We start from the raw sequence: 26,224 nt of genomic DNA, 5'->3' as shown, positions 1-26,224 counted from the left end.
GTCTGGCCGCTCTGGGACATTGAGAACTCATTCTGCTGGTTGCACTGGGACGCCGCCGGTAACTACGGAGTCTGACGAATACCCGTCAGAGCCTCATTCCGACGCTGACACAGTGAGGTCAATATCACGTTAAGTCGATTGGCCGATACACCGAGAGGAAGAATACTTCCCCTTTTCTTCGCACGTATCCTGTCCGCCACAGCGCCAAGATCAAAAGCTGCGACGTCGAGTCCCGCTCGCCATGCGACGCTGAGCGCCAGACACCAGGTTTCCGGCCAGATCGAGGGTATGAAGGCGTAATCGGCGTTTTGCGCGCGAGCGAGAGCAACGGCTTCGGCGTCCTCGTAGGCGCCGGTAACGTAGACATGGCCCGTCTCGATCAGTTTCGTATCGTCCGGCGTGTGCCCGACAATCACGTATTCGATAGGCAGGTTCCGTCGGCGTGCGTCTTCCGCCGCCTCCATAATGACGTCGTATCCTTTTTCGCGACCAATGGCGCCGACGATACAGACCCGCGCGCGATTGGTGCGGGGCAACCCGACCACAGCCGAGGGCGAGCGTGCCGCCGCGGTTTCCTCTGCGTCATCGTCCTCTGGGGGATCGACATCGATCTTCAGGGCGGGAAAATGGCGGAGCATCCGCTGGGCCGCGTCCCCGGATGGCGTTATCACCCGCCGCGCCGCCGACAGGCGCTTGGAGGAGTGGGCGACATACTCCGCTACGGTCTCGTCGCCGGGCGCATTGCGGCCGAGACGCGCTACGCAGCTTTCGCATTCCGCGATATCCGGTTCGCCGCAGTAACGACCGTTCTGTCCAAGTAGAGAAATTCTGGGACAAAACCAGATATAGTCATGCACGAACACATCCTGGTGCGTGTCGAGCGTGGCCGCCAGCGTCTCCATCTGCGGGTGATGGCCGCTGCCGTGGTGCCATTCGACATGGGAGATATCGGCGCCGCCGAGTAACTTCAGGAGCCCCGTCCACTCTTCAGGCAGACGGAACCGCAAATTCGGATAAACCCCGGCTTCGGGGTCCACGGCGCGATGTTGGTCCGCGGCGTCAGGAGAAACCCCTTCGACTCGACAGCCGCCTTCGACGGGTTTGACAATGATCGGCCGAACGCCCTGACGCAGAACGCTGCGGGCGCGCTGCGATACGACCCGTTCGACGCCTCCCCCGTGATCGTGGGTGACGAATACAACCGCGCGTCGCGACGCGTCGCCGTCCTTTTTTCTGTGCCGCGGAAATTCAGTCCGCCAGCCCCGTCGCCAACGCAACAGATCAATCCGGCGGCGGGCGTCGAAAAGCGGATCCTGCGCGACATGTGTGGCGACCAGCGCGTCGTATCCCGGATGCAGCCGGTTCAGCAAAGCGAGGTTCCGCCGCAGGAGCGCGTCGCGCGTCGCTCCGAACGACGCCGACCCGACATGGGCCACATAGGTGCCGGGAGCGGCGACGCTGCGCCAGCCGAGCGCGCGCGCTCTCAGCGAAAAATCATTTTCCTCGCCGTAACCCTGTGCGAACAGGTCGGCGCGGAGCAGCCCTGTCGCGGCCAGACAGTCGTGGCGGATGAGCATGCAGAAACCATGCGCCGTGGGCAGATCGACCGTGTCGCCGCCGTTGGCCTGCTGCGCCAGTCGGGCCATCCATCCTGTCTGGGCGACGGTCGGTGGTCGGCTGCCGACAAGCGTGGGGTAGGACAGGATCGTCGCGTCGTTGGAAAATGGCGTCACGGTTCCAATATCCGGCGCCGAATATGCGACGCGACACAGCTCCTCAAGCCACCCGTCCGTGACCAGCGTGTCGCTGTTGAGCAGAACGACGTCGGCGCTCCCTCCGACCCCGGCGCGCCTGCGCCCGGCGAGGCGTTGCTCCAAGGCCAGGCGCAGCCCGACATTGGCGCTTTCCGGAAAGCCCAGATTGATCGAGTTATGCAGGACCGTCACTCGTGGATCTGCGACGAGTTCGTCCAGCATCGCGACGAGCTCCGCGTCCGGAGATGCGTCTTCGATGATCGCGACCCGAACGGGGGCGCTTTTCCCCTGAGCCGGAGGTAGCGTAGCGATGAGACTGTCGAGGCAAGCTTTCGTACGTTTCGCGTCGCCGTAAACCGGGACGACGATAAGAGTTTCCTGCGCCCGAGACTTGCCCAACAGGAGAGGGGCGGGTTTCAGGCTCTGCGTCACGGGGTGCGTTTCGACCGGGATCGGCAAGAACGGGGGAGGGAGATCGGCGGAGGCTCTTTCCTTTTCTGGACTCCAGAGCGCCGCTTGACTGGCCGCCCATCGTGCGGCGCGGCGTTCAAGGCCCGGATCGAGCGGGCTTCCCGCCAGATCGCGGCCATCGGGATCCGTCACACGAACTGGATGGTCGGGGCATCGGTCCCAGGGAATCAGGATTTCCCGATACCGCGCCAGAGGGATGTCGGAGCTGACATCCGCCGAAAAAGCGTCCGGGCTGAAGACCGATAGAAGCCGGTCGTTTCGTGCGTCCAGAAGGCGCAACGTCGGTGGCCTGTCAGGATCGTGCGGCAGCCACGCCCAGCCCTGAAGGCCGTTGGGGCCGCTCTGGACCAGTCCTTCGACGCGGTTGATGACAGAGGGGCGAAGGGGCGAACCGAGAAGCGGGGATCCGTCGAGACAGACGGTGATGTCGCGTGCGGACGCGGCGCTCTCGAAAGCGCTTCGCAGAGTGATCTTGCCGCCTTGCGCCGTTACCTGCGCGGGTTCGCCGTCTATACGGATGGCCAGCCGCTCCAGAGAGGCGGCTGTCCCGCCGGTCCGACCGCGCGAACGGCGAAGGGGCGATGACTGAAGATATGAGAGCGCCTCTCCCCCCAATCGGATCGAACCGTCGCTATCCAGACCACACCAGCCGACGGGCGTGGTTGTGTTGGTTACCCGAGTGGCGACAGAAGCCATCTGGTCGTCGCAGGCGTGCGATGAGAGCCCGCGGGATAAGGCCGCTGCTGCGGCGTCGGGTCTGCCGGCGGCAAGCTGCATCGTAGCGAGAAGAGACCAGCCCTCCCGGAAATCGAATTTTTCCAGCAAGCGGCGCAGCAGCCCGACGGCGCCGTCGGGCAATCCGTTGGCTTGCCGCACCGCAGCGAGCAGAAAGGCGACGTTCGGGCTTCGTGGCGCCATTCGATGTGCGCGTTCGAGCCAGCTCAACGCGGTGAAGTAGTCCCCCGCACGCCAGCTGGACTCGCCGCGTCGAAACGAATCCTGCGCCTGCCCGTTGGCCCAACGCGTCCACGTTTTGCGATCCTCGGCGCTGATCAGGCCGACTGCGCCACTTCGATCGGACGTAGGCGTCCCGGTTGATTGGGTCGGTCGTTCGGACGGGCGGGGAGCGCGAGTGCGCGGCGATCTGGGCAAGGGGACAGCGGGCGCCCTAGCCCAGAACGCGGGCGGGACTGCTCGACGCGGCGTCCGCTTCCGCTGGCGTGGCCTCACTGCTCCGCTCAGCCGGATCTTTCTCCGCCGCATTGTCGTGCGTCGCGGAGTAGGCGTTCGACAGATTGGCGAGGCGCGATAGTTCGGCGCTCGCCTGCACGACGCCTTGCGCCTCGGCCTTGCGGTACCAACGACGGGCTTCCGCGATGTTTGAGCGCCCGGCGAGGCCGAAAGCGAGGTAGCGGCCCATCATAAGTTGTGCGGTCGGGTGGCCTCGTTCGGCTGCCTTCCTGAACCATTCGTATGCCGTCGTCCGATCTTCCGGCACGTTGTGACCACCGCCCAGAATGGCGCCGAGTGCGAACATCGAATGCACGTTCTGCCGTTTGGCTGCGCGCTCGAACATCTGCGCGGCTGCGGCGTGATCGCTCGATCCGCCCCGGCCTTCGAGAAGCACCTGTGCGTAGGCGACTTCTGCGTCTACCATACCGGCTTCAGCAGCTTTGCGTAGCCATTCGCGTCCTTCGACCGGGTCGGTGACGCCGCCCCTCCCTTCAAGGAGCATGCGACCGTACCAGTATTGCGCGTTGACGACGCCTTCTGCGGCTTTGCGCATCCACGTTGCGGCTTCGCGATCGTTTCGTTCGGCCCCCACGCCTTCCGCGAGGCAGACGCCGAAATTGAAAGCGGCGACAAGATCGCCGTTCAGCGCCGCCTGCTCGTATCGCGCCCGCATCGCAAGACGATCGTCTTGCGTGCCCACGCCGGACAGGATGAGGTTGCCAAGGTCGGCGCTGCTTGACTGGTCGCCGCTCTCTGAGGCTATCCGGAACCATCGCGCTGCTTCTTCCTGATCGCGCGGGACGCCGGCGCCGGTCAGATGCAGTAGCCCGAGCGCTCGAGCCGCCGCAGCATGCCCGGCGGCGGCGGCCATATGGTACCAGTTTGCCGCCTCAAGATAATTCGGCGGAAGTTCGCCGCCTCTGGCGTACATATCGCCGAGCAGGGCGGCTGCTTCGATATCCCCGGCCAGAGCAGCGCGACGCAGCCATGTTTCGCCGCGGGCCAGGTTCTTCTTCACGCCCTGGCCCGCGATCAGCATAAGGCCGAATCGCGCCTGAGCGGAGCGGATATTCTGCTCGGCGGCTTTCTCCATATAAACGGCGGCGGCCTCGAGATTTTGAGACACGCCGGAGCCGCGTTCTGAGAAGACACCCATAAGATACAGGGCGGAGCCAAGTCCCGCTTCGGCGGCTTTGCGCAGATGCCCGATCACCTCGGCAAGCTCATCTGGCGTTCCGGCAGTCTGCATGCCGGCGAGGCCGAGGCCCAGATGGGCTTGTGGACTATTGTTTTCGGCGGCGCGGCGATACCAGCCGAGTCCGGCTTCTATATCGCGTACGCCCTCGGGACCGGTGCTCAGCACATAGCCGTAGAGCGCCTGAGCGTCTGTCGAACCTGCTTCAGCGGCCTCCCGCGCCCAATGGGCCGCCTTGACGTAGTCGGGTTTACGGGTAGTGGCGCGCGATACGTCCGAAAGGCCGAAATCATCCGTTTCCACGGCGTCCGGGAGCCCCGCCAGATACAGATTCGCGAGTATGAGTTGAGCCTCAAGCCATCTGGCCTCAGAGGCGCGGCGCATCCATCGCGCGCCCTCCACCAGGTCTCGTGTCGCGCCGACGCCTTCGAGATAGGCGCGCCCCAGCCGAAACTGCGCCTCTGGAACGCCTGCTCTTGCGACGGCGGCGATCTCCGCCACGCCATCGACAGCCTCTCCGTCTTCAAGAAGACGAAGGCCATAAGCCAGCCGCGCTTTATTGGAACGGCGGGCAAGAAGGCGCTCAATAAAACCCAAGCGTGCCCTCCTGTGTTGGGGCGGAAGACGGTGAGCGTGCTGCGTTAGTTTTAGGCGATGGCGAACCGCATCGTAAACGGTGCGATGCGCAAGCTCTGCGTTGCGGGCAGCCCGGAGTGGCTTCCACTCCGGCTGTTCCCTCCGCTGATGGTGGGGGCCGCGGCAAGATCAGGGTTCGCGCATGCCGTCGGAGACCAGCGGCATGATGCTGTTGAGCAGGAACTGCATGATCGTTCGTTTGCCGACCTGAATGTCGGCCGTGACGGGCATGCCCGGTTGAGGGTGGAAGAATGTCGGCACGCCGTGCAGCGTATATCGGTCGATCCGCAGCCTTACGCGGTAAAACGACTGGCTGGAGCCGGTTGGGTCCGGCGGCGCTGCGGCGGAGGCGCCCGCGTTCGACGACGGTTTGTCCTGCGCGGAGAATGAATCCGCGCTGATTTCGCGCACAGTCGCTTCGGCGCCGCCATATTGGGCGTAGGGGAAGGTCGAGAATTTCAACAGGGCCTTGTCGCCCAGCCTGACAAATCCAGCGTCCGAACCGCGCAGCGTCGCTTCGACCTCCAGTCCGCTGCCGACCGGAACCAGAGTCATCAACTCTGTTCCAGTGGTCATGATTGAGCCGATGGAGAGTTTGGCGATGGTGAGGACGATCGCATCTTCGCCGCTTTTCAGCGTGGTCAGGTTTTTGCGAAGTTTGGCTTTTTCGTAGTCACTCTGGGCGGTCGCGAAATGACGCTGCGCGTCGCTCAGGTCGTGATAGACGGAAGCTTTCCAGTTTTCGATATAGGCGTCCCGTTCCGAGGCGAGGGCGCTCAGCTTGCCTCGCGTGCTCGCCGCCTGTTGCTGGGCGGAAATCTGAGAGCGCTCGATCTCCATCAGGTCATTCTGCGCCCCGAGGGTAGACAGGCGGCTGCCAACCTGATCGGCCTGCAGTCGCGCTCGCATGTTATGAACGTCGGCCGCAACCTTCGCGCGAGCGGCGTACATCGCCGAACTGGCGACATATCCCTGCAATTCGCTGGTTTCGGATGCGATCTGTTCGTCATAGTCGTGAGTTTTGGCGTCGAACTCAGCCTTACGGCGCAGGAAGGTCGCTTCCTGCTGCGTCGAGGATGGGTTGGACGGATCGACCGCGTAGGTTCGTCCTTGTGACTCGGCAGTTAACCGGTCGACTTCTGCGCTGTAACTTTGTGTCTGGAGGAGTAGATTCTGGATATCGGCATCGCTGATGGTTGGGTCGAGGCGGGCGAGAACCTGTCCTTTGTGAACAAAATCTCCTTCATGCACCTCGATGCTGCGAATGATGGAGGTCTCCAGTGGCTGCACCACGAGCGTGCGCTGCGTTGAGGCAATACGGCCCGGCGACGACACCACCCGGTCGAGCGGGAAGATTGCCATGACCAGCACGGTTGAAAGGGTGAGGGCGCCGATGATCCAGGTTAGGTACTGAGCCGACGCGGTCGGCGGCAGATTGACCAGCGCAGCGCTGGGCGAGTGAAATTCGAGCAGAGCCGGTGGCAGATCGCCGGGAGCATAAGGATCGTTGACCTGCGGCAGGAAGTCGCGCGACTGGGTCCCGTCCTGATCTGTCTTGGCGATATCGTGCGAGGACATGTTTCAGTCTCCCTCGGCGATGAGCGGGGCGGGCCCTGTTCGATCCGCTCCCTGTTTTCCGGCCGTGTGGCGATTCTGTTGCATCCACAATGTGCGATAGATGGCGCACCGCTCAAGAAGCACCTCGTGCGGCCCTATATCCATCACTCGCCCGCGATCCATGACCAGAATCTGGTCGCAGTTCACAAGCGACGACAGACGGTGAGAGACGATCACCATAGTGCGCCCCTCGCCGATGCGTTCGAGGTTGGCGTTCACCAACGCCTCGCTTTCCGGATCGAGAGCCGAGGTGGCTTCGTCGAGGATGAGCAGCTTGGGGTCGCAGATAACCGCACGCGCGATTGCCAGTCGCTGCCGCTGGCCGCCCGAGATGTTGGTTGACCCTTCCTCGATCCATGTCTCGTAGCCTGCAGGCATACGCTCAATGAATTCTTCCGCGCCGGCCAGACGAGCTGCGCGGACGACGTCGTCAATGGTCAGGCCAGGCCGTCCGGCCGTTATATTCTCGCGGATGGTGCCGCGGAACAGAAAATTGTCTTGCAGCACAACGCCGAAGGAGCGGCGAAGATGGGTCAGATTGATCTCGCGCAGATCAACGCCGTCGAGCTTGAGGTAGCCGTTATACGAACGGCTCACGCCTTGCAGAAGACGGGTGATGGTGGATTTTCCGGAGCCCGACCGTCCCACCAAACCAAGCATGGTGCCAGCGGGGACTTCGAAATTTACGTCGTCGAGCGCTTTTCCGGTAGAGCCGGGATAGCTGAAATTCACGTCCACGAATGACAATGCGCCCTTTATCCGGGGCCGCATGCCTGTGGTGAGAGCCTTGGTTTCGGTCGGTTGATTCAGCACTGACCCGGCCTCGCCAAGCGACGTGCGTACTTCGTTCAGGTCTTCGAGAAGCTTCGCAAGACCGACCAGCGGCGACGCGACACGTCCACCCAGCATCATGAACGCGACAAGCGCGCCGACGCCGACAGTGCTGGAGCCTGTGAGAATGAGGTAGGCGCCGACCAGAATGATGCCGCGGTTGATAAACATGTCTAACGGCATGGACAGGGTTGCGGGCCAGTTCGACATCCTCCCTGCGGCAAGTTTCCAGCGCACAACGTCGGCGGTCTTTTCGTCCCATTCCTGCTTGCGCGATGGTTCGAGCGCCAGAGTCTTGATCGTGCGGATGCCAGCCACCGTCTCATACATTACGGACGACCGCTCCATCTCCGAGCGCACAACATGTTGGTAGATCCGCGAGATGGGCCCCATGAACACCACCACCAGAAGGCCGATCAGGCCGGCTGCGGCTACGGTCATCCAGGCTAGCGTCGAACTGAGGTAGAAAAGAAAAGGCAGGATGACGACAAGCGTAAACATGTCGAGGAATGTGCTCATCAGCTTGCCGGTCATAAAGTCGCGGACTTTATAGATGGCCATAACGCGCCCGATCACGTTGCCAGCCTGTTGTCTTTCGAAATATTCAAGCGGAAGAGCAAGCAGGCGGCTGAACAGGTGCAGGGACAATCTTGTATCGATGCGCGTCGTGAGAACCAGCGTCAGTTCGCGGCGTCCGTAAGACAACAGAACTTCGTAGAACGAGAGGACCAGAACAATCGCCGTGATCGACACCAGTGTCGCCATGGACCGGTTGTTCACCACACGGTCGATGACCTGCATGACAATCAGCGGCGGGAAAATCTGGAGAATGCTGAGGGTCATCGACGCAATGGCGATGTCGCGGAGCGATTTCTTCTCGCGCAGGACCATCTTGGCCAGCCACGAGGCGTTGATCGGCGCATCGGCTTCGCTTTGATCGCGGCGCCGTTTGATCAGCAGGGCGTCGCCGGTCCAGATTTGCGACAGCCGCAATTCGTCGACGGGGACCGGCAGGTCGCCTTCGCCACGCAGCGGGTCGCGCAGCCAGACGACGCCCTGATCGGCGCTCGCGTTGATCATGAGCGCTGCGGATCCGTCGCGGAACAGAAGCACGATGGGCGGCGAGTTGGTCATCTTGATCAGATAACGCCACTTCAGCCGCATGCCTTTGGCGACGGCTCCCTGCTCGTTGAGCCAACGGCATAACGTAGCGGGCGACGGGCTGGCCTCCCCTGGCTCAGCGGCAAAATCGCGGACGTCCAGCTCCAGCCCATGGAAATGGGCGGCGGCGATTACGGCGCGGAGGCGGATGAATGCGGGGGCATGTCGTTCATCACGACTGTTCTCCGCGTGACCGCGAGCGTCAGAACCTGCGGGGTCACGGTCTGATGCGCCGGAGTCATGATCGACTGGATCCACGGAGTGTCCTCATAAACTGCTCTTCGCCCTTCGCGTCCTAACGGAGGACCAAACGCCTCTACCATACAAAACGCCTGACCGCCTTGCATTATATTTGAGAGCGCCGCTTCGAAGCGCGCAGGTTATAAACAATAACGTTTCGATACTTAGATTGCGTAAAGAGCGGGTCGCGCCAGTGGCCGGGGTTTATAGAGGCGTGCAATCGTTGCATTCACGGTCGTGACTCTGCTCGAATCGCGAATAACGTTGACAAGGCGGACTCGGCGCGAAGAGCGTCTGCGACGGTTTCGACGGCGCCATTTGGCGCCGCAACGACGATGCGGCGAAAAAAACCACAACGCCCTCGGGCGCGATCCTGGATAAGCGCGAGCAGCACTCTGGTCGCTTCGCGCTGTGGGCTGCAACAGACGCATGCAGGGGCGTGCTGGTTAGCAGAAACGCCACCATGCGCGTCGGTCGCCGCGAAGCGAAGGCTGCTCCCAACTGCGCCCAATGGGCGCGCCGCCGCCCAGCCCGTCCCTGCGCCTGTCAGCGTCTCGGCGGTTGCGTAGAGCAAAGCAATGTCTCGGCGTGAGTCGGTCGCTATCTGCGCCACGTCGTTGGCGTCGATCACATCCAGCGGCAATCTGCCATCAGCTTCAGTCATGGCGCGTGCCTTCGGTGCTTCCGTCCTGCCGAGCCGTTCTTTCTGGACAGCGTCGATGGCCTCTGTGATAACCGCCTCCCCGGCGTCGGGCCGCCTGTTCGGGGTCGCCCGCGCTTTCGTCCAGGCGACGACACCCTCCTGGCTACATTATATAGAGACCAATGACAGCGGCAAAATCCCCACGCCCTCGCCTGATGGACGCCCTTCGCGAGCAGGTTCTGCTTTGTGACGGCGGCATGGGGTCGCGCGTGCAGGTCCTCGACCTCGACACCGAGCGCGATTACTGGGGGCAGGAGAACTGCACCGAGATCCTGAACTTGTCCCGCCCGGAGCTGATTCGCGAGATTCACCGCGGATACTACGAAGCTGGCGCTGACATGGTCGAGACCAACAGTTTCGGCGGCTCGCCCATAACCCTGGCCGAATTCGGACTCCAGGACCGCGCGCGCGAGATCAATCGTATCGCCGCGACGCTCGCGCGCGAGGCGGCGGACAGCTTTGACGACGAGCGTCATCGTTACGTGATCGGTTCGGTCGGGCCGGGCACCAAACTGCCGTCGCTGGGCAATATCGATTACGATACGCTGGAAGCCGGTCTCGCCGAGCAGGGACGCGGGCTGATCGAGGGCGGCGTGGACGCCGTTCTGATCGAGACCTGTCAGGACACGCTGCAGATCAAGGCGGCGGTCAACGGCATGAAGATCGCGCGGGCGGAGCTTGGCGCGGATACGCCGATCTTCGTGCAGGTGACGGTCGAGACGACCGGGACCCTGCTCGTCGGTCCCGACATAGCCGCCGCAGCGACTGTCATTCATAGCCTCGATGTTGATCTGGTCGGCCTTAACTGCGCCACCGGCCCGCAGGAAATGGCCGAGCACGTCAAATGGCTGTCGCAAAACTGGCCCGGGATGTTGTCGGTGCAGCCGAACGCCGGCCTTCCTGAACTGGTCGACGGGAAGACGCACTATCCCCTCGGTCCGGACGAGATGGCGAGCTGGGTTGAGCGGTTTATCGTTGAAGACGGACTTAACATCGTTGGTGGCTGCTGCGGCACGTCGACCCCGCACATCGCGGGACTGGACGCCATGCTCCGGCGTCGGGCGGAGGGAACCGGGCGCCATCGGCCGGCGCCAACGCCGCGCAAGCCGGTGTGGACGCCATCCGTCGCCAGTCTCTACAGCCAGACGCCGCTGCGTCAGGAGAATTCGTATTTTTCGATTGGCGAGCGCTGCAACGCCAACGGATCGAAAAAGTGGCGCGAGCTTCAGGAAGCGCATGACTGGGACGGCTGCGTCGCGATAGGCCGAGAGCAGGTGGGAGAGGGTTCCAACTCCCTGGACGTTTGCACCGCCTTCGTCGGGCGCGACGAGCAGGCGGAGATGAACGAGGTCATCCGGCGTTTCACGTCATCGGTGAATGCGCCGCTGGTGATCGACTCCACGGAAACGCCGGTGATCGAGGCGGCGCTGAAGCTGCATGGCGGCAAGCCGATCATCAACTCGATCAACTTTGAGGATGGCGAGCACATTGCGCATGAGCGCATGGTGCTGGCGAAGAAGTTCGGCGCCGCCGTGGTCGCGCTGACCATCGACGAAGTGGGCATGGCCAAGACGCCGGAGGACAAGCTGCGTATCGCGACGCGGCTCGTCGAATTCGCGTGCGACAAATACGGCCTGCCGCAGTCGGACCTGTTGATAGATCCTCTGACATTCACCATCGCCACTGGCGTGGAGGACGACCGAAAGCTGGGTCAGTGGACGCTCGAGGGCATCCGTCTGATCCGGGAACGGTTTCCGGACATCCAGATCGTGCTCGGATTGTCGAACATTTCGTTCGGCCTGAATCCGGCGGCGCGCGCGGTTCTGAACTCCGTGTTCCTCGATCACGCGGTTCGCGCGGGGATGACTGGCGCGATCGTGCACGTGTCGAAAATTCGGCCGCTGCACATGATTGCCGAAGAAGAAGTGCGGGTCGCCGAAGACCTGATCTTCGATCGTCGCTCCGAGGGATACGATCCGCTGCAGCGTCTGCTGGAGCTGTTTGCAGGACGCAAGGCGGCGGACGCCGTCAAGAAGCAGCGTGCGGAGACCGCGCCAGAACGCTTGCGTGACCGGATCGTTGATGGCGACCGCAAGGGCCTGGAGGACGATCTGGCCGAGGCGATGCGCGAGATGCCGCCGCTGGATATCATCAACACTGTGCTGCTCGACGGCATGAAGGTGGTCGGAGAGCTGTTCGGCTCCGGCAAGATGCAGCTTCCGTTCGTGCTGCAGTCGGCCGAAACGATGAAGGCTGCTGTCGCTTATCTGGAGCCGCATATGGAGCGGCTTGAGGGACAGGCGCGCGGGACCATCGTGCTGGCGACGGTGAAGGGCGACGTGCATGACATCGGCAAGAATCTTGTCGATATTATCCTGACGAACAACGGGTACCGGGTGATCAATCTGGGCATCAAGGTGCCTGTGGCCGACATGATCGAATCAGCGCGGGCCGAGCGTGCGGACGCCATTGGCATGTCAGGCCTTCTTGTGAAATCGACCGTTATCATGAGGGAGAATCTCGAAGAGATATCCCGTCAGGGTCTCGACCTTCCGGTGATTCTCGGAGGTGCTGCGCTGACGCGCAACTATGTCGAGGAAGACTGCGTCGCGGCCTACGGGACGAGCGGGCGAGTGGCTTATGCGCGGGACGCGTTCGACGGGCTGGCGCTGATGGATCACATCGCGCAGGACAAGTTCGACGACTATCTTGCCGCGATCGCCCGTCGACGCGAGGGCAAGTCTACACGCCGGACCGAGCGTACGCCGGAAAGCGCCGAGACCCGTGGGTTCGGTCCGGTCGACGTTGCGGCGGCGCAGGAGCGGCGGCACAGGTTGACGCAATCCGGGCCGGTTGTGACGCCGCCTTTTTGGGGCGCACGGGTTATCGAGGCCGAGACGAACGCGGTTCTGCCGTTCCTGAATGAGCGATCCCTTTATCAATTCCAGTGGGGATTTCGAAAGCAGGGCCGCTCGCTCGAGGAATTTCTGGGGTGGGCGCGTCAGGAACTGCGGCCGGTCTTGCGCCGGATGCTGGCTCTGGCGGAGGCTGACGACATACTTCGTCCGCGCGCGTCCTACGGGTATTGGAAAGCTGCGGGGCAGGGTAACGAACTGATCCTGTTCGATGAGGACGGAACGACGGAAGTTGCGCGTTTCCTCATGCCGAGGCAGCCTCGTGCGGACGGCGAATGCATCGCCGATTTCGTACGCGACGTGGACGATGCAGAACGCGACGTGATCGGCCTGCAGGTCGTGACCGTCGGTCAGAAAGCGTCCGACATGGCGCGCGACTGGTTCGAGCAAAATCGTTATCAGGACTATCTGTATTTGCACGGTCTCTCGGTCGAGATTGCCGAGGCGATGGCGGAGTACACGCATAAGCGCATCCGCGCGGAACTTGGATTCTCCAGTGAGGACGCGCGTGAGATGGACGCTTTGCTGGGGCAGGGGTATCGCGGGTCGCGGTATTCTTTCGGATATCCAGCCTGCCCGAGACTTGAGGATCAGGAGCCGATCCTCAAGCTGTTGAACGCCGATCGCATCGGGGTTTCTCTGTCGGACGGATATCAACTTCATCCCGAGCAATCGACATCAGCGTTGGTGATCCTCAATCCAAAAGCGAAGTATTTTACGATTTGAGGGATTTTGCGCGTCTGGCGGGAAATGACCGCGATTGCTCAGGCGGTGACGTTCCGGTCACTCGCGCGTCTGTATTGTAGGGCTGGCGGCGTTTCTCCGGCCACGATCATTTTCTCGAACAGCGTATAGCCGTCCCGGCCGGAAGCCTTGGTCGTGTAAAGGGCGGTGTCGGCCTTGCGCATCAACACCTCGGCCGAATGGCCTCCGGGCGTCATCGTCACCGCGCCGATGCTCGCCGTCACGACGCGCAGGGCTCCGGCGATGTTGTAAGGTTCCCGTAGCGCCCGGCAGATGGTTTCACAAAACGCGTCGAGTTGCTGAATGGAGAACTCTCCGGGTACGACCAGGGCGAATTCGTCGCCTCCGAAACGCCCGGCGCACCCTTGCCGGTCTTGCGTAAGGCTGGAAATTCTGGCGCAAAACGCTCTGAGGAACTCGTCGCCTGCGTGATGGCCAAGGTTGTCGTTCACGGCCTTGAAATTATCGACGTCGATAAACAGGAGGACCCCATGGATACGGCTCGTCACCATGAGTCTGAGGGTGGTTTCGAACGTCTTTCGGTTCATCGTGGACGTTAGCGCGTCGTGTGACGCGATGTATTCAAGGTGCTCCTTCATTCTCAAAAGTCTTCGGGTATTTTCACGGATTCTCTTTACTGCGTTATTTACGGGGATTGCGGCCAGCAACAGCGAGAACAGGAACGGCTGAAGCATGTCTTCTCGCATGAGGCGCCCATCCGGGGAAAGCCGGGCGATTGGCCCGAAACCATGGGCGGTGAACGCAGAGGCCAGAATTGCGACGAAAAAAATGGAGGTCAGCACTGCGGCGGGACTGGCGCGAAACGCCAGCCATGCGAGCGCAGGGTAGAGAAACAGGAACAGGGGGGAGTGCGCCCAGACGAAACTGAGGACAGTCAACGCCAGGCATGGCACAAGCCCGGTCAGGGCGTTGGTCGTCATCCGATAGGCAGTGCCCCTCGATGAGCACGAACGGGCCAGTTGCAGCAGCGGCGATGTGGCGAGAGTGAGGCCCAGAGCATCACAGAAGGTCCATTGCACCCATTCGGCGAGGGGCGCTGCAGGGTCATGCAGGAACACGTTTTCGATCGTGACACCGACACCTGCCTCAAGCCCGGAGGTAAACAGGGCGACTCCAGCGAACGCCGCGAAGCGTCGGGGGTGCGTCAGATCGGTTCGCGCCCCGCAAAAGCGGCGGGTCAACGGCGCGGCCGCCATGGGTTGGGCGATGTTGAGCAGGCAAGTCAGGAGAGCTTCGCTTGGCGTGTAGGCGCTATACGTGTTGATGAAATAGTTGATCGCGGCGCACGCGACGGTGACGGCGGCTGCTCGTCGTGCGGGCAGCGTCAGCATGGCGGCCAGGATAGCGGCGTTGGCGGGCCAGAACGATGAATAGCCAGAGTCGTCAGTGCACAAAAAGCGTGTGACGATGGCGCTGGCCGCGAACATGATGACCAACAGGACGCCTGCACGAACTCCACGTCTGGCTTCGGCTGGCCGGCAAGGTTTCCAGACCAAGGAATGATGTCTCCGGGCGGCCATAATGGCGACCGCGTTTATAACGCACATTGGCCTAAAGGATATTGTAAATCCGCATGATTCGATTTGATTTCGAAATTTAAAATTCGGCAGGAGGAAGTCTGTGCGGCTGTGTGGCTTGGGGTTGATTTGCCTGGTATATTATTGAATGACCATTTTTTTAGAATTAATTTCGATAATTTCGATGTCTGGAAAATTTTTTGCTATTGCGGCGTCGAGCGTATGTGAAATTTTTAGAATTAATTTCGAAATCAACAAATATTATCATCAGTGATGCGCGAATTAAGGTCTGTGTGGCGTTACGTAAGAAATTCGATTCTTGCGACCAAATATTTAGAAAATTTCTTCAGATACTACGTGTTAAGCGTTTCGGATCTGGCTCGTGTCGCGCCGGGCGTCCCTGTGGCGGCTCTGAGAGAGCTCGGGCACGCGACAATGCCGTCAAAGGCGAGCTTTACATCGCCCCGAATGAGCGTGCTGGTGCGATGATTTGATTCGTTGAGACCCGTTCTTATGGGCGCGGATCGAGATGCTTCCGCTGTAGTGAAGGCTCATTACGGGATCCGTTCTCTGTCGCCACAGGTGTTTTCGTGGTCCCCGCGACGGACTTTGCAGCGACGCCCAAAAATGGAAGGATCACGGCGTTTCAGGAGCGGAGCCTTTTTATGCGTCTTGTCGGTATGCTGGACTCGCCGTTCGTGCGTCGGGTGGCGATTTCCTTCGAACTGATAGGGCTGTCGTTTGACCATGAAGCCGTGTCCGTTATCCGGACTTTCGACGCATTCAGCCAGATCAATCCGGTCGTGAAGGCGCCGACGCTCATCGCCGACGATGGAACGACGCTGATGGAATCGTCGCTGATCCTTGATTATGGAGAGGCCCTTGTAACGGAGGAGCGCCGCCTGCTGCCGGTCACGGCGGCCGAAAGGCTCCGTTGCCTTCACCTGATGGGTCTGGCCCTCGCGGCCTGCGAGAAGACGGTGCAGATCGTCTACGAGTTGCATCTGCGCGCCGAAACCGAGCGTTCAAGGCCGTGGCTCGATCGGGTGACGCTACAGTTGCTCGCGGCGTATGCGGGTCTTGATAAAGCGCTGACGTCTGCGGGAGAGGGCTGGGCGCTGGGTGAACGTTTCACCCAGGCGGACGTCACGGTCGGCGTCGCCTGGCGCTTTACGCAGGACGTCGCGGCGGATTACGTGCGGGCGGCGTCCTTTCCGGCGGTCGCGAGCCTTGCCGCCCGCGCCGAGCAAACGCCGGCGTTCCGCGCCTGGCCGTCTGCCTGAGGGTTTGGGCGTGCGTCTGTTTCAGTCAATGAACGCCATGGGCGTCGGCCGATGCTGACGCGCCTTTTTCCGGTCTGGGCCTGTCTGGTTTCGTTTGCCGCCGTCATGTGCTCCGGCCCCTTCGCGGCGATGGCGCCGGCGGTGACGCCGCTGCTTGCGTTCATCATGTTCGCCATGGGGGTGACGCTGACGCCTGCCGATTTTGCACGGGTCGCCCGTCGACCGTGGCCGGTTCTTGCTGGCGTCGGGCTGCATTACCTCGTCATGCCGTTGGCGGCATGGGGGATCGCGCATGTTCTTTCGATGCCGCCTGCGCTGGCTGCCGGAATGGTCCTCGTAGGCTGCGTCGCCAGCGGCACGGCGTCGAACGTGATGATCTACCTGTCGAAAGGCGACGTCGCGCTTTCTGTCAGCATCAGCACAGCCTCCACGCTTGTCGGAATTGTCGCCACGCCTCTGCTGACGCGGCTGTATGTTTCTGCTGACGTGGCAGTGGACAGTTGGGGGCTGTTCCGCAGCATCGTGACGATAGTCGCTGCGCCGATCATGCTTGGGCTGGCGCTGAACCGTGTTGCTCCGAAACTCGTGCGTGTCGCCGAGCCTGCGTTGCCGCTGGTGGCGATGGCGTCGATCCTGATCATCATCGCGTGCATCGTTGCGTTGACGCGGCCCGCCCTTGCGTCCGTGGGGCCGATCGTTCTGGTTGGCGTGATCGCCCACAACGCCATTGGCCTTCTGGGTGGTTACTGGGGTGGGCGGCTGTTGGGCTTCGACGAATCAGTCTGCCGCACCCTGGCGCTGGAGGTCGGGATGCAAAATTCCGGGTTGGCGGCGACGTTGGGGCGCTTGTATTTTTCGCCGCTTGCGGCATTGCCCGGCGCGGTGTTTTCAATCTGGCACAATATCTCAGGGTCTTTGCTGGCTTCGTTTTGGTCGGGGCGGCCGCCGAGGTCGCGGGAGTGATCGTGCTGGGTGTTGAAATGTTCATTCCACCTGCGCGCGGTTTTCCACCATACTTTCACTCGTTGCGTCATGAGACCTGACGGAACCGATGAAATGGGGCCTGTTTATAAGTGAATGTGAGCGGATGTGACTTTAAGCCAACCTTCCAACCAGTAGTTTAATTCTAGCCTCGACATCCTCCGGGCCGCCCCCCAGGCGGCGGTCCAGCCCGAGAACGACGATCCCATGCACGGCCTCGTACATCGTGCGCGCGAGTATTGGCCGTTCATTTTCTGAAATGTCGATGTCGGCTGGGAAGAGTGTAACGATACGTTCGATGAGCCCGTCCCTCAGCGCGAGAAAAGTCGGTGGCAGTTCTTCGTTAGGCCTCAAGCGGAGAGCAAAAAGGGCTTCCCAACGGTTCAGATTGTCGCGTGCATAGTGAAAGTATGCCAGAGCCAGGGCCTTCAGGCGATCGCGACTAACGTCGCTTGCAATCTCCTGCGCCTGCGCGAACACACTCGCGCCCATATCCTGCAGTGTGCGTGAATTGACTGCAAGGATAACACCGTCAAGGCCGCCAAACAGGTAACCCAGTGATCCTAACGCACAACCGGCGCGGACCGTGATTGCTCGCGCCGTACATGCGCCCATGCCATGGTCGACGATGATGCTTTCGGCCGCGTTCGTGATGAGGGTTTTGAGTTCCTCAGGGTCTCGCCCTTTGCGCCCCATATCTATTGCTCGCTCAATGGTCTTCGCTTCTGTGTTGCCAGAGAACGTTTCGGGGCGCAATTTTTTTTGAACGACGTTCATTTTTTCTTGCGCAGCAGTTGCTGTTGTGTTTTATGAACATCGTTCATTAATAAAAGGACGAGCCACAATGGCCATTCGAAACCCTACGAACTCTTCCAGCTGGATCCTGTTCACCTGGATATGCTTTTTCGTTTCTATCCTCTCCCTCGGGGCGGCGGTGATCTACATGCCGATGGAAAGCTGGCTTCGCGCTTATCTGGGCTTGTCGGGCCTGTTTATTGTTCAGTCTTCGATCTCGCTTTCCAAAACACTCCGTGATTTAGCAGAAGAAAATTCGCCAGTTGGACGCGCGGACTGATCGCCGAGAATAGCGCATGAAATATTCGGAAGTTTTTGGTCGATTACATGTAATTCGGGCGGCGACCATCAACGTCTGGACCGCCATGTGGAGATTAGACTCATGAATTCGACTATTATTTTTGCGATGATGCTGATTGTGGATTTTCTTACATTTATACCATCGGTATTTCTAATGTTAATCTCCGGTTTTGTTTTTGACGACCCGAGGAGGGGTATCCATGCCTGTCTAAAGTGGATTGTGTTTTTTTTATTCACTTTGCCATTTTTTATAATTGGAAATGGACTCCTTGTTGGGATGGCTCTCTGGCGCAGTTACGTGCTCACTGCCGCTCTCTGGGGTTCGTTTCTTCCGGTAATCGTCGTGTTCGGATTTGTAGCGCGTCTTTATTATTTTGAAGAATTCAAAAAACGACTGCTCGATTGGCGTAGTGCGCGATCATACGCTAAGCTTACCGCATTTCCAGAAATGGCGGAGTTTCGGACGCTCACTAATACTTTGCCCGCGTCGCTTCGTAACAATCTCGCTATAAGAGCTCAAAAGGAAAGGATAGAAAAAGGCGTGAAACCGCCCGCAACAATCGATGAATTATATGCCAGACAATATTGTGTGATGAAAAATCTAAAAAACGCGTTCAAAGAAGGTTCTATATCTATAGAAACTTATGTAGTGCAACATAGCGCTTACCTGCTAGAGTGCCACGTTTTGTGGAAAGAGTTTGGAGAAGTCACCGATTATCCGAAAGAAAAATTTCGCGCCATCTGAATCAACCGTAGCGAGATGGGATTTATTTTTAAAAATATACACCTGAAAATAAATGAAAAAATTACTCAATTAGTGAAGTTTTTTACATTTTGTTCGAATTTTAAACGTGGAAACGATTTGAATTATAGGAATTTATGTTCTTTTACTTTTGTTGACTGAAAAAAATCGACCCAACATCTTCGGTCGATACGTGGTTCAATTTTATGGGACAACGGGGTTCGCTGCGAATATTTAATTGTGCTGACTGTTTTCTGAACAAAAAATTGCCGACTCACTCCGCCTCCGCTCCATTCGCTCCCATTTCAGCCACCAAATCCGACAAATGCCCCAGTTCGTTTAACGTAAGACCTGCAGGCGGCCGGACGCGCGCGCTCGTGGCGCGCGCGACGCGACGAGGCAGCACCGCCAGTTCAAACCCGAGTTTCTGGGCTTCCTTCAGTCTTGCGTCAGCCTGCGGCACCTGCCGGATTTCGCCCGACAGGCCGACCTCACCGAAATAAACCGACCCCGCGCTCGTCGGCTGTCCGGTCGCCGCCGATATCAGCGCGGCTGCGACTGCAAGATCGGCTGCGGGTTCCGTGACGCGGAGACCACCCGCAAAGTTGAGATAAACGTCCATCGTCGACAATTTAAGCCCGCATCGGGTTTCAAGCACCGCGAGCAGCATGGCGAGGCGCCCCGTGTCCCAGCCGATCACCGCCCGGCGCGGGGCGTTGTCGCCAGTCTTTGGTGACAGCAGAGCCTGAACCTCCAGCAATACCGGACGCGTACCTTCCAGCCCGGCGAAAACTGCGGAACCCGCAATATTGCCGCGTCGCTCGGCAAGAAACAGGGCGGACGGGTTCGGCACCTCGACCAACCCGCGATCCGTCATCGCGAACACGCCGATTTCGTCCGTGGCGCCGAAGCGGTTCTTGGCGGCGCGCAGGATGCGAAACTGATGCCCACGATCGCCCTCGAAATACATGACGGCGTCGACCATGTGCTCCATCACGCGCGGTCCCGCCAGCGCGCCGTCTTTGGTGACGTGGCCGACGAGCACAAGGCTGAAGCCGCGTTTTTTGGCGAGGCGTATCAGTTCGAACGAGCAGGCGCGGACCTGAGCGACCGAACCGGGCGCGCTGTCGACGGTGTCCAGCCACATTGTCTGGATCGAATCTATGACGACAAGCGCGACGTCCGTTTCATTTTCGAGTGTAGAGACGATGTCCGACACGTTGATGGACGCGGCGAGCTGCAGGGCGGGCGCCTCAAGCTCCAGCCGTTGCGCGCGCATGCGGATCTGGTCGATTGCTTCTTCGCCCGAGATGTAGACGACGCGTTGTCCGCCGAGCGCGAGGCGGCACGCCGTTTGTAACAACAGGGTCGATTTGCCGATGCCGGGGTCGCCTCCGACAAGCACGACCGATGCGGCGACGAGACCGCCGCCAAGAACCCGGTCCAGTTCGTCGATGCCTGTCGCCCGTCGTGGCGGCGGGGCGGCGGAGCCTGTCAGCCCCTCAAGGCTGATCCCGCTTTTTGTAGCGCGTCGTCTGGATGCGGCGGCGGTGGGCTCCGCCGCCTCCTCGACGATGGTGTTCCACTCGCCGCATGCGTCGCACTTGCCCGACCACTTCGGAGTGACGGCACCGCATGACTGGCAGACGAAACGTGGGGTGGGTCGTTTGGACAAAAAATGCATCCTCTGGGCCAAAAGCAGCGGCAGTCTCTTTTGTTAGTCGATCACCGGCGCGAGGCAAATTTTTACGGCTCGATGTGGGTTTGTGGCATTGTATTTCGGATCAGTCTCTAGGATATTCGGGCTTGGATGTTCATGAAACCATCAGGGAGATTGAGGCGTGATCCGAGTTAAAGCGAGCCCGTCTTCCGGCAAGGCCGCTGCAGCCAAGGCAACTCCCACGCGCCCGACGCCGAAAGCTCGTGCCGTCGCAGCGCCCGTGAAGAAGATTGGTTCGGTTTCGAAACAGAAAACCAAAAGCAAGGTCTCGCCAGCCCGGGCGAAGGTCATTGAAGAAGTCGCGGCTGTTGAGATTGCCGTTCGTGCTCCTGCAGTGCGTGAGGCCCTGTATTTCGACGCGCAGTGGTACCTAGACGCTTATCCGGACGTAAATCAGGCGGGGGTCGATCCAGCGTCCCACTACAGAGAGAGTGGATTTCGGGAAGGGCGTCAGCCAAACGCGACTTTCAACGGCAAGGCGTATATCGCCGCGAACCCCGACCTCGCCGGTTATGAAAACGATCCCTTCATGCACTATGTGTTTTTCGGAGCGGCGGAGGGGCGGCCACTCTCCTGAGTCCTCAAGGTCTGCGGCCGTGCTGTTCTGAAAAAAAGTATCGTGTGGCGCTCGGGGCGCCGCTCTACTGCAAGTGAGGCGGCGTCGTTGAGCCGCCTTTTTCTTTTTCTTCTCTCGGAACGGCACAGGTTGCCGCTCTGGCTTCCCGTTGGAATGGCCATCGGGATTTTGCTCTATTTTGAGCCGCGTGATGAACCTGCGCCCTGGGCTGCTCTAGCGACGGCGACGCTGGGCGTCGCGCTGCTTGTGGCGGGTTGGAGACGGTTGGAGGCGCGTTTGCCGGGGGCGGCGGCGCTGTCCATTTCGATCGGTTTTCTAGCGGCATGGTCCATTGCGCATCGCCAGCCGCCGATGCCGGAACTACCTCGCCGGGCGGTTTATGTGACCGGGCGAGTGGTCGCGGTGGACACACTGGCCCCGCGTTCTGGAGATTCCGTCGAGTCGTCTGCACGCCGCGTCACGCTTGGACGTGCGCTGTTCGAGACCCCGCAAGATGAAGGGATGCTCCCCTTGCGGCGTACGTTACGGATACGATTGCGGGGCGACGACGTGGCGGTCCTTGCCCCTGGAGATCAGATACGGGTGCGGGCGCTTCTGCGTCCTCCGCCGTTTTCAGCGCTTCCAGGCATCCGCGATCAGCAGCGGGAGGTCTGGTTCTCCGGCCTTGCGGGGGGTGGGCGAGCTCTTGGTCCGGTGGAGAAAGACGCCGCGACGGCCGTAGGGTTTCCTGATGGTCGGCCCGTAGAGAGCAGCGCGGCGCATATGGTTGGCGATGGCCGTGACGCCGTGGACCGTAAAACGACGGACGCAGCCGTCGGGCGGGTCTCTGTCGCAGGCGAGGGCGCTTCGGCGTCGTCGCTCATCGAGACCGCGCGAGAGATCATCGCCGCCCGGATACACGCCGTGCTGCCGGACGCACGAGGCGCAATCGCCGCGACGGTGCTCGTGGGGTTGTCCGGCGCCATACCCGCCGCTGATCGGGAGGCGTTCGCCGCGTCGGGGCTTGCGCATCTTCTGGCGGTGGCCGGGCTTCATCTTGGAATCGTTATCGGCCTGATTATGGCGGCAATCCGAACTGGTCTGGCGTTGTGGGAGTGGGCCGCGCTCCGCCTGCCATGCAAGGAGCTCGCCGCGGTAGCCGGGTTGCTTGGCGGTGCGAGTTACGTCGCTCTGACAGGAATGCATCTACCTGCGCTGCGTAGTCTGGTTATGGCGGGGTTGGTCGTGCTGGCGCTTCTGACCGGCAGGCGCGCCGCTTCGATGCGCGGTCTGGCCACGGCGGCGGCGGCTCTCTTGCTTGCCGGTCCGGCCGAGTTGCTGAATGCGCCGTTTCAGATGTCGATGGCGGCGGTCATGGCCTTGATCGCGGGATACGAAGCGCTTCGCAAACCGCTTCTTCGGTTGCACGGCGATGGTGGATTGGGACGACGTCTGCTCGTTCACGTCGCGATGCTCGGCCTGACCAGTTTGCTGGCCGGATTGGCGACTTTGCCGGTGTCGGTGGCGCATTTCGGTGAAATTCAGCCGTTTTTCGTTTTGGCGAACCTGATCGCCGTACCGCTGACAGCACTGTGGGTGATGCCTGCGGGACTGGTCGCGGTCGTAATTATGCCGCTGCATCTGGAGGCTGCGCCGTTGCATTTTATGGGAGAAGGACTCTCGGTCATTCTCTGGTTCGCTCGCATGGTCGCAGCGTGGCCCGCCGCACGTATCGCGACGCCAATGACGCCTGCGTGGGGGCTCGCCGCATTTCTGCTGGGGCTGTGCTGGCTGTGTCTTTGGTCGCGCCGCTGGCGTCTGTTGGGGCTGGCGCCGATGCTGGTCGGGTGTCTTTCGCCTTTTCTGATTGCGCCGCCCGACATCGTTGTGGCGGCGGATGGCGGCGTGATTGGCTTGCGTGACGGCGGCATGCTTTATGTCGCAGGCCGCTCGCGAGACGCGTGGGTCGAGCGCGAGGCCTGGAAACAGGCTTTCGCGCTGCCTCTGGTCGACCTGCCGCAGGCAGGAGGGCAAACGCCGGATGGTGCGGCGACGTGCGGCGAGGACGGCGCGCCTGGCGTCTGCGTTTTCACACGCGACGGGCGCTCGGTCCTGCTACGCGTCGAAGACGGCAGCGACGGTTCCGTCACGTTGCCTGCGTCGCTTTGCGCCGGCATGGACCTGTTCGTCACGGTCAGCCCTGCGCGCGCGTCCTGTCCCGGCGTGCGCGCCATCGACCGTTTCACGGTCTGGCGGGAGGGGGCGCAGGCTGTGTGGCTTGAGGGAGCGCACATGCGTGTGCTTTCGGATCTTGCCTGGACTGGGCGGCGGTTATGGACGATGCGTCCCGGGGGGCACGGGACGCCGAATTTACCGATGGCGGCGGAAGAATAGCCGGGGCGTTTGCCGCGGGACTGGAGCGCATGACGGTCAATACGCTTGGCTGCGTAGTGGCGGTGAAGTTGTAGAAAGATTTTTCGTTGTTCGAGAATTGAAAATGGAGTTTCCGCAGGGCGCGCGTCACGGGAATTTCTGTGGGCGGCACGGATTGCGTAGAACCGCCTTGTGACGGGTGGATCTTTTTCCAGATCGAACCGCTTGCTATCACAATGAACTGAAGCCACTTTTGAGTCACTGTGCGCGGATATAGTTCTCGGAAAAGATGGCTGATCAGATGTGGCTCACCGCACCATAATCAACCTGCTTCATAAAAATTGCACAGCGACACGGAGGTCCAAGCTCCACTTTTAATTCGAAAAAAATGTTTTTTCTAATGAAATTTTCGATCAGAAAACGGACTGCGCCGTTTTCTGATACGCTCGACCGGAACGGCGCTAGCAGATAAAATATCCAGATCGCGTTACAGCAGGAAGCGGCGGCTCTGAGAGGCCGCTCCCTGTGTTACCTTTTTTCCAAACTGAACGCCGGGGCGCCGAATTCGGCTGCATCACGTTCTTGCGCGGTCTGGCGCCTGCGAGCGCGACTTTTACCCCGGCGGGAGGCGTCAGTCAGAGAGCGACTGGCCCTTTTTCACCAGATCGCTGCACAGCTCCACGCGCTTCGACTTGTTGAGTGTGGAGATGTCGAATGGCGTGCTGGAACCATTCTGCAGCAGGCCTTGACCACCGATCGAATAGCCCTGATCGCTCTTTACGTCGTCACGCTTCGCAAGGCTGCGAGCGGTGCTGCGCGCGGTCGTGCTGTTCACCAGTTTCTTGCTGATGCAATAAGACAGCAGACCGGTGACATTGCCCGTGCTGGCGGACGACAGGGACGGAAGGCCGTTTTCATCCAGAGCCCCCGGCGTTGCGCTGGTCTCGCTGCCGGTGACTCCCTTCACGATCTGCGTTCCCCTGGTCGCCAGATTGGAAGCCGGATCGGTAGGAGCCGTCACGGGCACGCTGCCCGCAGGCTGGGTGGAGAGGACCGTGCCCGCGGGAAGTTGCGCCGCTGCGCTCTGCGCGTGTGCAGCGCCGACGGCGGAAAACGCGAGTCCGCAGACGGCGCCAAGGGCGATGTACTGAGTCTTCAGCATAAGAAAGCCTTTCAAAATCCGATCGAACCAATGCACGAAAGCGGCGCAAGGCCGCGATGTCGGCGAGGTGTCGTGCTTCTGAAACGGCAAGATGCAGCTGGAGTTCTTTTCACAATCGTTTCAATAATTCTGGCTGGGCGCCGGCCGCATGGGCGAGGCGCCCAGCTCACCATTGTAACCCGAGTAGTCTTCAGAAGAGGCCATGCAGGTGGCGCGTGAGACCGACGATCGGCTTATTCCGTCATTCCGTCGCCAATCTTCAAACGAGAGGGAGGAACAGGTCCGTCACAGTCTCATTCTCCGGCACATCGGGATAAAACGTGACGCGTTGGCAAAACAAAGGAAAGTCGCGCAATTCCTCTCCGCTGCCGGGCAGCCAGTTCCGATAGATAAAAGTCGCAGGATCCTCGAGGTCGTCGCTGCTCCCGATGACGCGCAAAACGGCGCAACGTCCTCCAGGGATCAGGTCTTGCGTCACAGGATCATCGTTGGGGGGGATCGTTCCGGTTGTTGCTGCGCATAAGCCGAGGCGAAACTGGGTCGGTGACGTTCTTCGGGGATCACAATAGAATATCGTGAAAGTGTCACTCACCGTCTTTCCCAATCCGACGGATCGGCGCCACGTGACGAACTGTCGGATCGTGTCGGGAATGCCTTGTGGATCGCCCAGATGGGTCATGACGGCGACAGGAGTGGCGGGAAAATCGCGGATGACGACGTCGTTCAATGTGTAATTCGCCATATGCCTGCTCCGTGCGTCGATGAATGGCCCAAAAGCCGTAAGCCACGTTTTCCAGTCCGGCGTTTTCCGAAAATCGGTGGGCGACTGGCGGAAACGCTGTCGAAAAGCGCGGGCGAAAGCATCCGGCGCCTGATATCCGGCGTTCAGCGCGATTTCTGTGACGCTGGCCGCAGTATGAAACGCCAGATGGTGTGAAGCCCGCCGCATTCGGGCGAGCTGGACGTAACGATGGGTGGAGAGGCCGAAGGTCGCCGCGAACTGGCGATGGAAGTGGTGTTTCGAGAAAGCGGCGACGGCGCTCAGCGCATCAAGGCTCAGATCGTCGTCCAGATGACGGTCGATGTGGTCGAGCACGCGCTGCATCCTTGCCTGGTACTGTCCGCGAGCGGCTTCGGGCATGGGGTCCTCCGTGGCGAAGGCAGTTAAGCAGCGCCGTGTTCAATCCGCTCGGCAGATATTGCTATAAGCAGGTCCGGTTTTTGGTTCGGCGGACGTCTCGCTCCAAAATCCTGCATGGGGTGAGCTTCGTTGG

Annotated in this window: 17 protein-coding genes; 7 read left to right on the top strand and 10 right to left on the bottom strand. The window is 60.7% G+C overall.

Annotation, left to right across the window (positions count from 1 at the left end; all coding sequences use genetic code 11):
- Positions 1 to 62: 62 nt before the first annotated feature.
- The 5 genes from G442_RS22685 to G442_RS0115300 form a co-directional block, all read right to left on the bottom strand.
- Entirely contained in the window at positions 63 to 3,377 is a 3,315-nt protein-coding gene (locus G442_RS22685) for a glycosyltransferase (RefSeq protein WP_246789483.1), read from the bottom strand.
- A gap of 16 nt (positions 3,378 to 3,393) precedes the next feature.
- Positions 3,394 to 5,250 carry an SEL1-like repeat protein gene (locus tag G442_RS22680; protein ID WP_051292396.1) on the bottom strand — a complete coding sequence of 619 codons (1,857 nt, stop codon included), beginning with the start codon at positions 5,248 to 5,250 and terminating at the stop codon, positions 3,394 to 3,396.
- A 168-nt stretch (positions 5,251 to 5,418) separates the two neighbouring features.
- Positions 5,419 to 6,867, bottom strand: a complete 1,449-nt coding sequence (locus G442_RS0115310; RefSeq protein WP_026398692.1) for an HlyD family type I secretion periplasmic adaptor subunit — start codon at positions 6,865 to 6,867, stop codon at positions 5,419 to 5,421.
- Positions 6,868 to 6,870: 3 nt separating this feature from the next.
- On the bottom strand, positions 6,871 to 9,030 hold the full coding sequence (locus G442_RS0115305; protein WP_026398691.1) for a peptidase domain-containing ABC transporter: 2,160 nt from the start codon (positions 9,028 to 9,030) through the stop codon (positions 6,871 to 6,873).
- 337 nt (positions 9,031 to 9,367) lie between these two features.
- Positions 9,368 to 9,802, bottom strand: coding sequence for a hypothetical protein (locus tag G442_RS0115300; RefSeq protein WP_026398690.1), 435 nt, complete (start codon positions 9,800 to 9,802; stop codon positions 9,368 to 9,370).
- A gap of 161 nt (positions 9,803 to 9,963) precedes the next feature.
- On the opposite strand from G442_RS0115300, the gene metH reads away from it, so the two are divergent.
- On the top strand, positions 9,964 to 13,482 hold the full coding sequence (metH, locus tag G442_RS0115295; RefSeq protein WP_026398689.1) for a methionine synthase: 3,519 nt from the start codon (positions 9,964 to 9,966) through the stop codon (positions 13,480 to 13,482).
- Between the two features lie 38 nt (positions 13,483 to 13,520).
- On the opposite strand, the gene G442_RS22675 is transcribed toward metH, so the two are convergent.
- Complete coding sequence (locus G442_RS22675; protein ID WP_051292395.1) at positions 13,521 to 14,957, bottom strand: diguanylate cyclase domain-containing protein; 1,437 nt, start codon at positions 14,955 to 14,957, stop codon at positions 13,521 to 13,523.
- Between the two features lie 746 nt (positions 14,958 to 15,703).
- Here G442_RS22675 and G442_RS0115285 point away from each other — a divergent pair.
- Positions 15,704 to 16,321 carry a glutathione S-transferase family protein gene (locus tag G442_RS0115285; protein WP_026398688.1) on the top strand — a complete coding sequence of 206 codons (618 nt, stop codon included), beginning with the start codon at positions 15,704 to 15,706 and terminating at the stop codon, positions 16,319 to 16,321.
- Positions 16,322 to 16,372: 51 nt separating this feature from the next.
- The gene (panS, locus tag G442_RS0115280) at positions 16,373 to 17,284 is read left to right on the top strand and encodes a ketopantoate/pantoate/pantothenate transporter PanS (RefSeq protein WP_026398687.1); all 912 of its coding nucleotides are present in this window, start codon (positions 16,373 to 16,375) and stop codon (positions 17,282 to 17,284) included.
- Between the two features lie 132 nt (positions 17,285 to 17,416).
- On the opposite strand, the gene G442_RS0115275 is transcribed toward panS, so the two are convergent.
- Positions 17,417 to 18,079 carry a TetR/AcrR family transcriptional regulator gene (locus G442_RS0115275; RefSeq protein ID WP_246789482.1) on the bottom strand — a complete coding sequence of 221 codons (663 nt, stop codon included), beginning with the start codon at positions 18,077 to 18,079 and terminating at the stop codon, positions 17,417 to 17,419.
- A 67-nt stretch (positions 18,080 to 18,146) separates the two neighbouring features.
- On the opposite strand from G442_RS0115275, the gene G442_RS0115270 reads away from it, so the two are divergent.
- Positions 18,147 to 18,377, top strand: coding sequence for a YiaA/YiaB family inner membrane protein (locus G442_RS0115270; protein ID WP_026398685.1), 231 nt, complete (start codon positions 18,147 to 18,149; stop codon positions 18,375 to 18,377).
- A 102-nt stretch (positions 18,378 to 18,479) separates the two neighbouring features.
- On the top strand, positions 18,480 to 19,142 hold the full coding sequence (locus tag G442_RS0115265) for a hypothetical protein (protein ID WP_026398684.1): 663 nt from the start codon (positions 18,480 to 18,482) through the stop codon (positions 19,140 to 19,142).
- 271 nt (positions 19,143 to 19,413) lie between these two features.
- Here G442_RS0115265 and radA read toward each other — a convergent pair whose 3' ends face one another.
- Positions 19,414 to 20,814, bottom strand: coding sequence for a DNA repair protein RadA (radA, locus tag G442_RS0115260; RefSeq protein ID WP_026398683.1), 1,401 nt, complete (start codon positions 20,812 to 20,814; stop codon positions 19,414 to 19,416).
- Between the two features lie 166 nt (positions 20,815 to 20,980).
- Between radA and G442_RS26240 the strand changes: the two genes are divergently transcribed.
- Both G442_RS26240 and G442_RS0115250 read left to right on the top strand, forming a co-directional pair.
- On the top strand, positions 20,981 to 21,436 hold the full coding sequence (locus G442_RS26240) for a hypothetical protein (RefSeq protein ID WP_246789481.1): 456 nt from the start codon (positions 20,981 to 20,983) through the stop codon (positions 21,434 to 21,436).
- Positions 21,437 to 21,523: 87 nt separating this feature from the next.
- The gene (locus G442_RS0115250) at positions 21,524 to 23,809 is read left to right on the top strand and encodes a ComEC/Rec2 family competence protein (RefSeq protein WP_026398681.1); all 2,286 of its coding nucleotides are present in this window, start codon (positions 21,524 to 21,526) and stop codon (positions 23,807 to 23,809) included.
- A gap of 610 nt (positions 23,810 to 24,419) precedes the next feature.
- Here the strand turns inward: G442_RS0115250 and G442_RS0115245 are convergent.
- Both G442_RS0115245 and G442_RS0115240 read right to left on the bottom strand, forming a co-directional pair.
- The gene (locus tag G442_RS0115245; protein WP_026398680.1) at positions 24,420 to 24,950 is read right to left on the bottom strand and encodes a DUF2501 domain-containing protein; all 531 of its coding nucleotides are present in this window, start codon (positions 24,948 to 24,950) and stop codon (positions 24,420 to 24,422) included.
- 259 nt (positions 24,951 to 25,209) lie between these two features.
- The gene (locus G442_RS0115240; protein WP_035376746.1) at positions 25,210 to 26,091 is read right to left on the bottom strand and encodes an AraC family transcriptional regulator; all 882 of its coding nucleotides are present in this window, start codon (positions 26,089 to 26,091) and stop codon (positions 25,210 to 25,212) included.
- Positions 26,092 to 26,224: the final 133 nt, after the last annotated feature.

This window comes from Acetobacter nitrogenifigens DSM 23921 = NBRC 105050, assembly GCF_000429165.1.
GTDB lineage: Bacteria > Pseudomonadota > Alphaproteobacteria > Acetobacterales > Acetobacteraceae > Acetobacter > Acetobacter nitrogenifigens.
This window is presented reverse-complemented; position numbering and strand designations above follow the sequence as displayed.

Bases quoted from the DNA above. Each gene is read 5' to 3' on its own strand.
- G442_RS0115270 (WP_026398685.1), top strand. From the start codon at position 18,147: ATGGCCATTCGAAACCCTACGAACTCTTCCAGCTGGATCCTGTTCACC.
- metH (WP_026398689.1), top strand. From the start codon at position 9,964: ATGACAGCGGCAAAATCCCCACGCCCTCGCCTGATGGACGCCCTTCGC.
- G442_RS0115275 (WP_246789482.1), bottom strand. From the start codon at position 18,079: ATGAACGTCGTTCAAAAAAAATTGCGCCCCGAAACGTTCTCTGGCAAC.
- G442_RS0115240 (WP_035376746.1), bottom strand. From the start codon at position 26,091: ATGCCCGAAGCCGCTCGCGGACAGTACCAGGCAAGGATGCAGCGCGTG.
- G442_RS0115310 (WP_026398692.1), bottom strand. From the start codon at position 6,867: ATGTCCTCGCACGATATCGCCAAGACAGATCAGGACGGGACCCAGTCG.
- G442_RS0115265 (WP_026398684.1), top strand. From the start codon at position 18,480: ATGAATTCGACTATTATTTTTGCGATGATGCTGATTGTGGATTTTCTT.
- G442_RS0115300 (WP_026398690.1), bottom strand. From the start codon at position 9,802: ATGACTGAAGCTGATGGCAGATTGCCGCTGGATGTGATCGACGCCAAC.
- G442_RS0115245 (WP_026398680.1), bottom strand. From the start codon at position 24,950: ATGCTGAAGACTCAGTACATCGCCCTTGGCGCCGTCTGCGGACTCGCG.
- panS (WP_026398687.1), top strand. From the start codon at position 16,373: ATGCTGACGCGCCTTTTTCCGGTCTGGGCCTGTCTGGTTTCGTTTGCC.
- G442_RS0115285 (WP_026398688.1), top strand. From the start codon at position 15,704: ATGCGTCTTGTCGGTATGCTGGACTCGCCGTTCGTGCGTCGGGTGGCG.